The sequence below is a fragment of the Georgenia sp. genome, from assembly GCF_054605595.1.
The window spans coordinates 1-12,167 of sequence record NZ_JBTSDU010000100.1 but is presented as its reverse complement, the minus strand read 5'-3'; the positions used below and the strand labels follow the sequence as shown (position 1 = coordinate 12,167).

Here is a 12,167-nt window from a genome sequence, read left to right as displayed (position 1 = left end):
TTCCTGCTGGGTGACGACCTGCTCGTCCACCCGGTTACGCAACCGGCCGTCGCGACCTGGAGCACGTTCCTGCCTGCCGGTCAGTGGGTCGACGTGTGGACCGGTGACCGGCACGACGGCAGCCAGACGGTCGAGCGCCAGGTCCCGCGCGACGTCATCCCGGTCTACTGCCGGGCCGAGCGCTGGGCCGCGCTGCGGCCTGCCTTCGCCGGCTGATAACTCACACTGCGACCTCTGCGACCTCTGCGACCATGCGGTGGCGCTGCACGCCGAGGCCTTCGATCTCCACCTCCACGACGTCGCCGTCCGTTAGGTACGGGAAACGCCCCGAGAGAGCGACTCCCTCCGGGGTGCCGGTGAGCACGAGATCACCCGGGTCGAGGCGCATGTAGCGACTGAGATCCTGGACGATCGTCGCGACGTCGAAGATGAGGTCGGCGGTTGAGGAGTCCTGGCGCGGCTCGCCGTTCACCCGGCTCGTGAGGTGCAGAGCACCCAGGGCGAGCATATCCACGGTCACGAGTTCCGGTCCGATGGGTGTGGAGCCAGGCGCGCACTTGCCTTTCGACCACTGGCCGCCGGAGACCTCGAGCTGCCAGGCACGCTCGGAGAGGTCGTCGGCAACGGTGGCGCCGGCGATGCACGCGAGTGCCTCCTCCCGCGACGTGAGGTTCCAGGCGGTGCGCCCGATGACGATCGCGAGCTCGACCTCCCAGTCCATCTTCTCCGCATGTGGTGCGAGCGGCACATCGTCGTGCGGGCCGACAACGGTGTTCGGGTGCTTGAGGAAGATAACGGGCTGGGTGGGGGGCTCGCTGCCCGACTCCATCGCGTGCGCCGCGTAGTTCATGCCGATGCAGATCACTGCGCCGGGGCGCGCGATGGGGGCGCCGACGCGCATGCCGGTTGGGTCGATTTCGGGCAGTCTGCCTTCGGCTGCCGCAGCGCGCGCCTGCTCGATGCCACGCTCCAGGAACGCGCCGTCGATGTCGGTCGTGATCGATCGCAGGTCGAGCACCCGGTCCCTGTCGAGCAGGACGGGCACCTCTTCTCCCGCCGCTCCGAGCCTTGCCAGTCGCATGTGCGCCCCTCTTCGTCATTACACCCTGTCGGATGAGCGAACATCCGAAGTATCGAAGCGACCCTAGCGGTCGGCACGTCCGCGGGCAGAATGGAGTCGCACGGGGAGCTGGTCCCTAGAAGGACCAGGAGGTCGGCTTTGTCCTCGCGCCCAGACGGACGCCGTGGCTGAGCAGGCCCGACATGCCGACGTCGACGAGGTTCTCGTAGTGGATGATCTCCTTCCCACACAGCGAGTGGCCCGCTGGCGCGGCGGGGATGTCGGCCAGTTCGAGGACCTCTCGCGGTGACACTGGCGCCCGCGACTACGGAGGGCGTGCCCTTGCTGGCGCCGTTGACGGTGTCGGCGTGCGCGGCGACACCGTCGAGTTTGGGAGCGGCCCGGGTGGTGGGACAGACACCCGGGACGAGGATCTGGGCGTCGCCGTCGGGGACTTCCTCGTCCGTGACGACGCCCGCCAGCGTGAGCACGGCGTCGCCGGGGGCGGTAAGGGCGTGCCGAATTGGGGGGCGGGACCTGCTTGCCGGTGGAGAAGAGGGTCGTGCCGATCTGCGTGCTCGGGATCTGCGAGGCGATCGCCAGCACCTGGATCCGCGCGGTTCGCGTTGTGGAGGCCGTTGATGAGGTGGGGTTACCCGGCCCGCACGAGTACGCGCACACGGTCAGCCGGCCGGTGACCTCCGCCTCGGCGGCGCGGCGACGGTGGCGGCCTCCTGGTAGCGGACGTGGACCGAGTCGATACCGGCGGTGCGCCGGACCGCGTCGATCTTGAGGTTTAGCGAGTCCCGAGGATGCTGCATATCCGGAGCACGCCGAGGACGACCAGCTGATTGACGAGGAGCTCGGCGGCGGAGCGGGCCACGGCCCCCTTGGGTGGTGCTGATCGGTCACGTCGATCCTGCCCGGGCTCGGGGCGGCGCAGATCGAGCGGGCCGGGTCCGAGGTCCCTTGCGTCGAGCCTTGCGAACCTCCTTCGAGTCCTATACCCTCAACCCGATCCCTATAGGACACGAAGGAGTGTCATGACCGATGCGAAGTCTTTCGCACCAGAAACTCTGACCGACTTCGCCGCCGCCGCCCTGGTGGCGGTCGAGGTACCGCAGACGGACGCCCGGCTAACCGCCGAGTCGCTCGTGACCGCGGACCGCCGGGGCGTCCACTCCCACGGCCTGCTGCGCCTGCCTCTCTACGTCGACGCGATCCGCGCCGGCGGCATCAACCCGGTGCCCGCGATGTCTTGGCCCGCTGGCTCAACCGGCGTCGCCGTGCTCGACGCGGACGGTGCGCTCGGTCAGGTGGCCATGTCGGCGGCGGTCGACCGGGTCCTGTCGCTGGCCCGGACGTGCGGGATCGGCGCGGTCTCCGTCCAGAACAGCACCCACTACGGGGCGGGCGCCTACTGGACGGACCGCCTCGTGGCCGAGGGCATGGTGGGCATTCTCAGCTCGACCACCGGCCCCACCGTCGCCCCCTTCGGCGGATCGGAGAAGGTTCTCGGGACGAACCCGCTCACCATGGCGGCCCCGAGCGCCGGTCCCGCGCCGCTGACCCTCGACATGGCGACCAGCAACGGCGCGTACGGCAGGGTCGTTGCCGCCCGGAACGAGGGCCGGGAGATCCCGGCCGGGTGGGCCGTCGACTCCGAGGGCCGGCCCACCGTCGACCCCGCCTCCGCGCTCGACGGGGCGCTCCTGCCGTTCGGCGGTGTCAAGGGATCCGGCCTGTCGGTCCTGCTGGAGGCGTTCTCGGCATCCCTCACCAACGCAGCCTTCGCCTACGAGACCGAGGACATTTGGGTCAACCGCGCCTCGCGGATGAACACTGGGCACCTCCTCATCGCCCTCGACGCCGACGTCTTCACGGGGCGGGAGCACACCGAGCGCCGGGTGGCACGGTTGCAGGAGAAGGTCCGTGGTTCTGCGACGCCCGGCGGCTCCGCCCTCGCCCCCGGCGACGTCGAGCGTGCCTCCGCCGACCGCCACCAGGACCGCGTCCCCCTTGCCCCGACTACCGTCGACCTGCTCAACGAGCTCGCCCGATCCCTCGGGCTCAACCTGCCCGACCCCCTCACCCTGCCCGCCCCCGAGTGATCCACACCCCCCGTTCCGCGACGTTCAAAGGAGAACCCGTCATGGCCATTCGTCTAACATCCCCGCGCACCACCCGCATTCGCCGCACGACTCTTGCCGGCGGCATCGGCCTCGCCCTCGCCACCGTCCTGGCATCCTGTGCGGGCGGCGAGAACGTAGACACCGTCGGCCCCGGCGCGACGGCGGGCGCCGACGACACGATCTTCAGGTTCGCGCACGTCTACGACGCCCAGCACCCCGTAGAGACCTGCGGCGTAACCGCCATCCAGGAGTCCCTGGCCGGCAGTGGCATCAACATCGAGAGCTACCCCTCGGCACAGCTCGGCAGCGAGGCCGAGTTGCTCGAGCAGATCGCTGCGGGCGCTATCGACATCGCTGTGGCCGGCCCGTCGTTCATCGGCGTCTGGTACGAGGACGCCGCAGTCCTCGACGGTGCATACCTCTTCGAGGACGTCGATCAGTTCGCCGAGACCGTGCAGAGCGACGCGATCGCCAAGATCTATGACCGGCTCTACGAGGAGTCGGGGATCAAGGTCATGTCGACCTGGTACTACGGCACCCGGCAGGTGACATCGAACGTCCCGATCAGCACCCCGGAGGACCTCCAGGGCATCAAGATCCGCACACCCGACGCGCCGCTGTACCTGGTGAACATCGGGGCCATGGGGGGCACGGCCACTCCGATGGCGCTCGACGAGGTCTACACCGCGCTGCAGCAGGGCACCCTGGACGCCCAGGAGAACCCGGTCCCCACGATCGAGTCCTCGAAGTTCTTCGAGGTGCAGAAGTACATCAACCTCACCGCGCACATGGTGCAGGCCGTGAACATCGTGACCCACGATGGGGTCCTCGACTCGCTCTCCGATGACGAGCGGTCCCGGTTTGACGAAGCCATGCAGGCGGGCGCCGACGCGACCCGAGCGTGCATCCAGGAGCAGGAGGTCGACACGATCGAGCGGTGGAAGGAGGACGGCACCGTCATCGTGAACGAGGACGTCGACCGCGAGGCATTCGCCGAGCGCGTACGTGAGCAGTTGCCCAGCCAGGTGCCGTGGGGCGACCTCTACCTCGAGATCCAGGGCAAGAAGTGACGGCTGACCCTACGACGCCCGCAGGACCCGAACCGGCGCTGCCCGCCCACGCCGACAGTGCGGACTACCTGGAACGGCGGAGCCGGTTCTACCGGGCGCTGATCAACCTCGAGCGCTCTCTGGCCACGGGGCTCCTCGTCGCGATGTTCGTCGTGATCATGCTCCAGGTCGTCACCAGGTATGTCTTCTCCAACCCGTTGAGCTGGACGGAGGAGTTGGCGAGGTTCTTGCTCGTGTGGCTGACGTTCCTCAGCGCGGGCTACGTGATGTCGCGTCGGCTGCACATCACGGTGGACATACTCGTGGCGCGGCTGGGCCGACAAGGCACGGTCTTCGTCGACACGTTCGCCCTGCTGGTCGTCGTGGTCGCGGCTGCGTCCATGGCGATCGCCGGCGTCGGGATCGCGCAGTCTGCCGCTAACTTGCTGGCCCCGGCGACGAGACTTCCGATGACGGTCGTCTACGGCGCCGCCGTAGTCGGCTTCGGCCTGATCTTCCTCCACGGCATGACCAACCTCTTCGTCAACCTCCGCCACCCGGAGGAAGTCCCGCGCGCGATGGAGAACATCGAGAAGGAGGCCTTCTGATGACTCTGGTCCTCATGCTCGTCGGCCTCCTGGTTCTACTCTTCCTCCGTGTCCCGGTCGCCTTCAGCCTTCTCGTTCCCGCACTCATCTACGTCGTAACGGACCCGACCGCATCCCTCGGCATCGGCGTCCAACAGACGCTCTCCGGGGTCAACAGCTTCCCGATGCTGGCCGTCCCCATGTTCATCCTGCTGGGGAACCTGGCGAACGCGTCGGGCATCACCGACCGGGTGTATGCCGCCGCGCTCGCGTTCCTCGGGCACATTCGCGGGAGCCTGGGGTACGTCAACATCGCGACGAGTTTCGGCTTCTCGTGGATGAGCGGCGCCGCCATCGCAGACGCTGCGACGATGGGCCGGGTCCAGGTGCCCCAGATGATCAAGCGCGGGTACCCGGCAGCCTTCAGCGTCGGCATCACGGGTGCCTCGTCCCTGATCGCGCCGATGATCCCGCCGAGCATCCCCGCGATCATCTACGCCGTCACGGCAGGCCTGTCCGTCGGTGCGCTGTTCGTCGTGGGCATCGTGCCGGCCCTGCTGCTCGTCACGACCCTCGCTGCGATGGTCTGGTGGCAGACGCGCAAGAAGGACCATCTGCGCGAGTACAAGATGGGATGGTCGGTACGCGGCAAGGCTGCGCTCGCGGCCCTGCCCGCGGTCGGCGCCGCCGTCGTCATCCTCGGCGGGATCCTCGGGGGCGTCGCGACGCCCACGGAGGCGTCGGCCGCCGGTGTCCTCTACATCTTCATCCTGGCGCTCGCTTACCGCGAGATCAGTTGGCGCAAGGTCTACGACGTGCTCCTCCAGACGATCGAGACCGCAGGGTCGGTCCTGCTCATCGTCGCGGCCGCTGCTCTGTTCGGCTGGGTGCTCGCCCGCGAGCGTGCCCCGCAGGTGGCGGCCGACTTCATGCTCGGGCTGACGAACGACCCGGTGATGTTTCTGATCCTTGTGAACATCTTCCTGTTCGTTGTCGGGGCCTTGCTAGAACCCACGGCGGCCATCCTCATCATCGTGCCGGTGCTGGCCCCGGTGGCCGAGACGTTCGGCATCCACCCGCTGCACTTCGCCACCATCGTCATCTTCAACCTGCTTATTGGCCTGTTGACCCCGCCGGTGGGGCTCGTCCTCTTCGTGCTCTCGGGTGTCACCCACATGCCTGTGGCCGACGTGATCAAAGGTGTCCTGCCCTTCTTCGTCCCGATGGTCGGCGTTCTGCTGCTCGTCACCTTCATCCCCGCCTTAAGTATCTGGCTGCCGGGCCTGCTCGGCTTCCTCTAGACCTATCGAGAGAGTGCTCTGATGTCACGTATTGAATCTGTCCTTGTCCGGGACATCCGCTTCCCCACTTCGCTGGAGTTGGACGGCTCGGACGCGGTGAACGTCGACCCCGATTACTCGGCCGCCTACGTCACCGTCACCACCTCCGACGGCGAGAGCGGCCACGGCATGGTCTTCACCTGCGGCCGCGGCAATGAGATCGTCGTCGCCGCGATGGAGAGCTATGGCCGGCTCCTTCTGGGGCGTGATACCGACGAGCTGCTCCAGGACCTGGGTGCCGCCTCCAAGCTCCTGGTCCACGACTCGCAGTTGCGCTGGCTCGGGCCGGAGAAGGGCGTCTCGCACATGGCCTGCGGTGCGCTTGTCAACAGCCTCTGGGACCTGCGCGCCCGCCGGGAGGGCAAGCCGCTGTGGCTCCTCCTCAGTGAGATGTCGCCCGAGGAGCTGGTCAGAGCCGTCGACTTCACCCATATCCGCAACGCGCTGATTCCTGAGGAGGCGCTCGAACTGCTGCGCCGGGCCGAGCGGGGGAAAGCCGAGCGCATCGATGAGCTCCGTCGGGCCGGTTACCCCGCATACACGACCACCCCGGGATGGCTGGGATACAGCGATGAGAAGCTTGTGCGTTTGAGCAAGGAGGCGGTCGAGGCCGGCTTCGGTATGATCAAGCTCAAGGTGGGTGGTGACCTCGACGACGACCGTCGCCGGATGCGGCTCGCCCGTGAGGCGGTGGGTGAGGACATTCGCATCGCCATCGACGCCAACCAGCGTTGGGAGGTCCAGGAGGCGATCGACTGGGTCCGCGAGCTCTCCGACTACGACCCGTGGTGGATCGAGGAGCCCACCAGCACCGACGACGTGCTCGGGCACGCCGAGATCCGCCGCGGCGTCGCGCCGGTGAAGGTGGCGACCGGTGAGGCCGTGGCCAACCGCATCGTGTTCAAACAGCTGCTCCAGGCGGAGGCGATCGACGTGATGCAGATCGACGCCACCCGCGTGGCCGGCATCAACGAGAACATCGCGAACGTCCTGCTCGCGGCGAAGTTCGGCGTCCCGGTGTGCCCACACGCCGGCGGGGTCGGGCTGTGCGAGCTCGTCCAGCACTTCTCATTCTTCGACTACGCCGCGGTGAGCGGCTCGCAGGAAGATCGCGCGGTCGAGTTCGTCGACCACCTACACGAGCACTTCGTGGAGCCTGCGGCCGTGGAGTCGGGGCGGTACGTTGCCCCCGCCCGGCCCGGAACTGGTGCGCAGATGCTTGAGGACTCCCTCGACCGCTGGGAGTATCCCGGCGGCGCCGGCTGGGTTGAGGTCGGGGACCGCGCCGCGGTGACCGACGCGGCGGGTCGTCGGCCGTGAGCACCACTGCCAGACAACTCGATGAGATTGTCCGTGCGGCCCACGGCGCCTATACGACGAGCCGCGGCGTCACGCCTGTGGAACGGGCCGGGTGGCTCGCGGCGGTCGCGGCCGCCCTCGACGCCCACGCCAAGGAACTCGTGGCCCTCGCGGCGGAGGAGACGCACCTGCCGGTGCCGCGCCTCAATGGCGAACTACTCCGGACCACCTTCCAGTTGCGCCTCCTGGCCGAGGAGGTCCTCACCGGGCAGGTGCTCGACGCGACCGTCGACCATGCCGACCCCTCCTGGGCCATGGGGCCGCGCCCCGACATCCGCCGCATGAACGTCCCGCTCGGCGCGATCGGCGTTTTCGGGGCGTCGAACTTCCCGTTCGCCTTCAGCGTGCTCGGGGGCGACTCGGCCTCCGGGCTCGCCGCGGGCTGCGCCGTCGTCCACAAGGTCCACGAGGCGCACGAGGCGCTGGGGCGCCGCACCGCCGCGATTGTCGTCGACGCGCTGGCCCAGACCTCGGCACCCGCCGGCCTGTTCGCGATCGTCACCGGCCGCAGCGCCGGCGAGGCGCTAGTCGACCACCCGCTTATCAAGGCGGTCGGCTTCACCGGCTCCACCCGGGTCGGCCGCCTGCTCCTCCAGCGCGCGAGCGCGCGCCCGGAGCCGATCCCGTTCTACGGCGAGTTGGGGAGCGTCAACCCCGCCTTCGTGACCGAGCGCGCCTGGGCGGAGCGTCGCGATGACATCCTCACCGGCTTCGCCTCGTCCTTCACCCTCGGCATGGGGCAGTTCTGTACCAAGCCCGGGCTGCTTTTCGTGCCGGCGCTCGACGCCGAGGCGCGACGCACGCTCGAGGAGGCCGTCGCTGGCGCGGCGCGGTTCCCGATGCTCACCGAGGGGCTAGCGCAGGGCTACCAGCACGCCCTCGAGCACGTCGCCGGCTCCGGCGGCGCGGAGAAGGTCGTCCCCGGCGAAGCCGGGGCAGCCCCGGCGCCCACAGTGCTCGCGGTCACGGCCGACGAGGTGCGTCGACGCCCTGAGGTATTGGCGGAGGAGATGTTTGGACCGGCGAGCGTGGTGGTCACATACGGCTCGGAGGAGAACCTGACCGACCTGGCCGAGCTCCTCACCGGTCAACTAACGGCGACCGTGCACGGCCAGCCGGGGGAGTCCCCCGACGAACTCGTCCACATCCTCGAGGAGCGCGCGGGCCGGGTGCTCTGGAACGACTGGCCCACGGGCGTGACGGTCAGCTTCGCCCAGCAGCACGGCGGCCCCTTTCCGGCGACCACAGCCCCGGGCACGACGTCCGTCGGCACGGCGGCGGTGCGCCGGTTCATGCGGCCGGTCGCCTACCAGTCGTTCCCGGACGCCCAGTTGTCCCCGGCGTTACAGGAGACCAACCCCTGGCGGATTCAGCGCAGAGTGGACGGCCGGTGGACGAACGTCGCCGAAGAGCGGGTCGACTCCCCACGCACAGCTGACGGAGGAGAACGATGAACGAGTCGGCACACATCCTGCCGGAGGACCCCGGGACGGCCGTCCTCGTCGGACGGGTCTGGGACCCCGAGAGCGGGGGTCCACGGCCAGTGATGGTGCGCGGGGACGAACTCTACGACCTGTTCGATGTCGCGGCGACCGTCTCCGAGTTGCTCGAGCACGAGGACGTCGTCGCCCGCGTCCGAGATAGCCGGGGCACCCGACGCTGGGGGCTAGCGGACCTGCTGGACGTGCCGGACGACGGCGACCTGTCCCGGGCACGGCTGCTCGCCCCCGTGGACCTCCAGGTCGTCAAGGCGTGCGGCGTGACGTTCGCCGGCAGCATGGTTGAGCGCGTCATCGAGGAGCGGTGCGCCGGCGATCCGTCGCGGGCCGACGAGGTGCGGTCTGCGGTCTCGGCGAGCATCGGGAGCACGGTCGGCGACATCGAGCCCGGTTCCGAGCAGGCACTGCGGATGAAGGAGGTCCTCGTCGCGCAGGGTCTATGGTCGCAGTACCTCGAGGTCGGGCTGGGCCCCGACCCAGAGGTGTTCACCAAGGCGCCGGTGCTCGCGTCCGTGGGGTACGGCGCGAACATCGGGATCCCGGAGTTCTCCGCCTGGAACAACCCCGAACCTGAGCTCGTACTGGTTGTCGACTCGGCCGGGTGCGTACGGGGCTGCACCCTCGGCAACGATGTGAACCTGCGCGACGTCGAGGGCCGCAGCGCGCTGCTGCTGGGCATGGCGAAGGACAACAACGCCTCCAGCGCGTTGGGGCCCTTCGTGCGGCTCTTCGACGGGTTGTTCACCCTCGACACCGTCCGGGACGAGCGCATCCGGCTCCGCGTGGAGGGGGCGGACGGATACCTCCTCGAGGGTGAGAACCACGTGGGTCGCCTTAGCCGGTCCTTCGAGCGTCTGATCTCGGCCGCGGCCGGGAGACACCACCAGTATCCTGATGGGTTCGTCCTCTACACCGGGACGCTCTTCGCGCCGACCCAGGACAGGGACGTGCCTGGCCAGGGGTTCACACACAGGTTCGGCGACCGCGTCTCGATCACCAGCCCGCACCTCGGCACGCTGTCGAACGTCGTGCAGCCCACGGAGACGCTGCCCCCGTGGCGGTTCGGGCTCCGCGCCCTGCTGGAGTACGTCGGCGCGTGGGGCGCCGTCCAGCCCTTAGACAACCACGGAAGCGAACGGGAGCGAAGGACATCATGAATCAGGAATTCGACGGCTTGGTTGCGATTGTGACCGGCGGCGGATCGGGGATCGGCGCGGCCACGGCGGACCTCCTCGAGAGCCGCGGGGCGCGGGTGGCCGTCTTCGACCTCAACCCCGAGCGGGCCGGCGCGAACCACCTCCCGCTGCGGTGCGACGTGGCGGACGACACGTCCGTGCGCAGCGCCGTCGGCGAGACAGTCCGCCAGCTCGGCGGCATCGACGTCGTCGTCAACAACGCCGGTGTGGGTGCCCAGGGGACGGTGGAGGACAACGACGACGACGAGTGGCGCCGCGTGCTCGAGGTGAACCTGCTCGGCGCGGTGCGCGTGAGCCGGGCGGCGCTGCCGTACCTACGGCGCTCGCAGTCCGCCGCGATCGTGAACACCTGCTCGATCGCGGCGACCGCGGGCCTGCCGGCCCGGGTGCTCTACGCGGCGTCCAAGGGCGCCGTCCTGTCCCGGACGCTGAGCATGGCAGCGGACCACATCCGCGAGGGCATCCGGGTGAACTGCGTCAACCCGGGCACTGCCGACACCCCCTGGATCGGGCGCCTCCTGGAGCGGGCGGACAACCCCGCCGCGGAGCGGGACGCGCTTGAGGCCCGGCAGCCGCACGGGCGCCTGGTGCGGCCCGAGGAGGTGGCGGCGGCGATCGTCTACCTCGCGTCGCCGATGGCCGGGTCGACGACGGGCACCTCGCTGGCGGTCGACGGCGGCATGCAGGGTCTGCGGCTGCGCCCCCACGACGATGCCTGAACCACCGCGCGAAACCGGGACGCCGGGCGGTCCCAACGACATCCCGCGGACCCGGCGCACGACCGAGGACGTGTACGACGCGCTCCGGGCGCGCATCCTGGCGAACGAGATCGCGCCGGGGGAGCGGGTGAACATCGACGCGCTCGCGCGCGACCTCAACGTTTCACAGACCCCGGTACGGGAGGCCGTCAGGCAACTCGAGGGCGATAACCTCATCGTCAAGGTGGCGGGGAAGGGGTACCGGACCACGGCGCTGCTAGACCTGAAGCGGCTCCGTGACCTCTTCGAATTCCGGCTGCTCGTCGACGTGTGGGCGGTGCAATCCATCGCCACCAACCGGTTGGGCAATCCGGCGCGGGTGATGGGGGAGGAGATCGTCCGGTTCGAACACGCGATCGCTGGCGAGACGGACATCCGGCGCGAGCTCGTGGCGCACGACACGCGCTTCCATGGCTACGTCCTCGCCGCGCTCGGCAACGAGGTGGTCCGCGAGGCCTACGAGCAAACCCACGGCCACCTGCACACCTTCCGCCTCTACGCCGCGGACATCGACGGCAGCATCACGATTGCCGAGCACCGGAAGATCTGGGCGGCGATCGACGCCTCCGATCCGGCCGCGGCGGCGGCGGCGATGCGGGAGCACCTGATCGGCGCCTTCTACCGGTTCGCCGAGGCATTCGAAGATCCGCCTAGCGCTCTCCGGGGACCCACGACCCACCGGCTTCACTAATGTCGTGCGCCGTGCGCCAATCTTTCACAATGGGGTATGGCACGAACTGGGCGTTCGAAGGCTGAGAGCGCGCGCGGGCAGGTGCGGTTAGTCGGTCCATCTGTTGGCGCACTTGAGGAGTTTGACGGCGGATTCGAGGGAACGACGCAACAGTTGCTCATGCGTTCGGTGACTGGAGCGCGTTGAAGATGGCTGGCGGGATGCCCAGGAGAGGGTCTTGCGCGGTCGGTTGCTCAGCTCGTCTTGGACGGCGGCGAGGCGTGCGGCGGAGTGCTGCCCGATGCCGGTGCCCTTCGGGAAGTACTGCCGCAGCAAGCCATTGCTGTTCTCGTTCGTTCCGCGCTGCCAGGGCGAGTGCGGGTCGCAGAAGTAGGCTCTCCTGACTGATCCGTGGGTCATTTCGTCTTGGCGCGGCCGGGGAGGGGCGGGCAGTAGCCGCCGAGGGAGAGCATGGCCAGGGCGATGAGAGCCTCGGGGTTCTTGAACCCGAAGGCCT

The 12,167-nt window shown here is 69.0% G+C and carries 13 protein-coding genes and 1 pseudogene; 10 read left to right on the top strand and 4 right to left on the bottom strand.

Annotated elements, in window-relative coordinates:
• Positions 1 to 216 (top strand): hypothetical protein (locus ACYC1Z_RS11370; RefSeq protein WP_461409641.1); only part of this gene is annotated, 216 nt, incomplete at its 5' end.
• A 4-nt stretch (positions 217 to 220) separates the two neighbouring features.
• On the opposite strand, the gene ACYC1Z_RS11365 is transcribed toward ACYC1Z_RS11370, so the two are convergent.
• The 3 genes and pseudogenes from ACYC1Z_RS11365 to ACYC1Z_RS11355 all read right to left on the bottom strand — a co-directional run.
• Positions 221 to 1,081, bottom strand: a complete 861-nt coding sequence (locus ACYC1Z_RS11365; RefSeq protein WP_461409640.1) for a fumarylacetoacetate hydrolase family protein — start codon at positions 1,079 to 1,081, stop codon at positions 221 to 223.
• Between the two features lie 115 nt (positions 1,082 to 1,196).
• Entirely contained in the window at positions 1,197 to 1,373 is a 177-nt protein-coding gene (locus tag ACYC1Z_RS11360; RefSeq protein WP_461409642.1) for a hypothetical protein, read from the bottom strand.
• A 239-nt stretch (positions 1,374 to 1,612) separates the two neighbouring features.
• Positions 1,613 to 1,943: pseudogene (locus ACYC1Z_RS11355) on the bottom strand (thiamine pyrophosphate-binding protein); the annotation flags it as partial.
• Positions 1,944 to 2,103: 160 nt separating this feature from the next.
• Here ACYC1Z_RS11355 and ACYC1Z_RS11350 point away from each other — a divergent pair.
• Genes ACYC1Z_RS11350 through ACYC1Z_RS11310 form a run of 9 tightly spaced genes read left to right on the top strand, consistent with a single transcriptional unit; the run spans position 2,104 to position 11,671 of the window.
• Entirely contained in the window at positions 2,104 to 3,171 is a 1,068-nt protein-coding gene (locus tag ACYC1Z_RS11350; RefSeq protein ID WP_461409639.1) for an Ldh family oxidoreductase, read from the top strand.
• A gap of 41 nt (positions 3,172 to 3,212) precedes the next feature.
• Positions 3,213 to 4,262, top strand: coding sequence for a DctP family TRAP transporter solute-binding subunit (locus ACYC1Z_RS11345; protein WP_461409638.1), 1,050 nt, complete (start codon positions 3,213 to 3,215; stop codon positions 4,260 to 4,262).
• Positions 4,259 to 4,849 (top strand): TRAP transporter small permease, encoded by a 591-nt coding sequence (locus ACYC1Z_RS11340; protein ID WP_461409637.1) that lies wholly within the window; start codon positions 4,259 to 4,261, stop codon positions 4,847 to 4,849. Before ACYC1Z_RS11345 ends, ACYC1Z_RS11340 begins: the two co-directional genes overlap by 4 nt.
• The gene (locus ACYC1Z_RS11335) at positions 4,849 to 6,129 is read left to right on the top strand and encodes a TRAP transporter large permease (protein WP_461409636.1); all 1,281 of its coding nucleotides are present in this window, start codon (positions 4,849 to 4,851) and stop codon (positions 6,127 to 6,129) included. The genes ACYC1Z_RS11340 and ACYC1Z_RS11335 overlap by 1 nt, the downstream gene beginning before the upstream one ends.
• 21 nt (positions 6,130 to 6,150) lie before the next feature.
• A complete protein-coding gene (locus ACYC1Z_RS11330; protein ID WP_461409635.1) occupies positions 6,151 to 7,488 on the top strand; it encodes an enolase C-terminal domain-like protein in 1,338 nt (445 codons plus the stop codon).
• Positions 7,485 to 8,981, top strand: coding sequence for an aldehyde dehydrogenase (NADP(+)) (locus ACYC1Z_RS11325; protein ID WP_461409634.1), 1,497 nt, complete (start codon positions 7,485 to 7,487; stop codon positions 8,979 to 8,981). The genes ACYC1Z_RS11330 and ACYC1Z_RS11325 overlap by 4 nt, the downstream gene beginning before the upstream one ends.
• Entirely contained in the window at positions 8,978 to 10,183 is a 1,206-nt protein-coding gene (locus tag ACYC1Z_RS11320; RefSeq protein WP_461409633.1) for a fumarylacetoacetate hydrolase family protein, read from the top strand. The genes ACYC1Z_RS11325 and ACYC1Z_RS11320 overlap by 4 nt, the downstream gene beginning before the upstream one ends.
• A complete protein-coding gene (locus ACYC1Z_RS11315) occupies positions 10,180 to 10,941 on the top strand; it encodes an SDR family NAD(P)-dependent oxidoreductase (protein WP_461409632.1) in 762 nt (253 codons plus the stop codon). The genes ACYC1Z_RS11320 and ACYC1Z_RS11315 overlap by 4 nt, the downstream gene beginning before the upstream one ends.
• Complete coding sequence (locus ACYC1Z_RS11310; protein WP_461409631.1) at positions 10,934 to 11,671, top strand: GntR family transcriptional regulator; 738 nt, start codon at positions 10,934 to 10,936, stop codon at positions 11,669 to 11,671. Before ACYC1Z_RS11315 ends, ACYC1Z_RS11310 begins: the two co-directional genes overlap by 8 nt.
• An 87-nt stretch (positions 11,672 to 11,758) precedes the next feature.
• Here the strand turns inward: ACYC1Z_RS11310 and ACYC1Z_RS11305 are convergent.
• On the bottom strand, positions 11,759 to 12,167 hold a 409-nt coding region (locus tag ACYC1Z_RS11305), incomplete at its 5' end, for an IS30 family transposase (protein ID WP_461409630.1).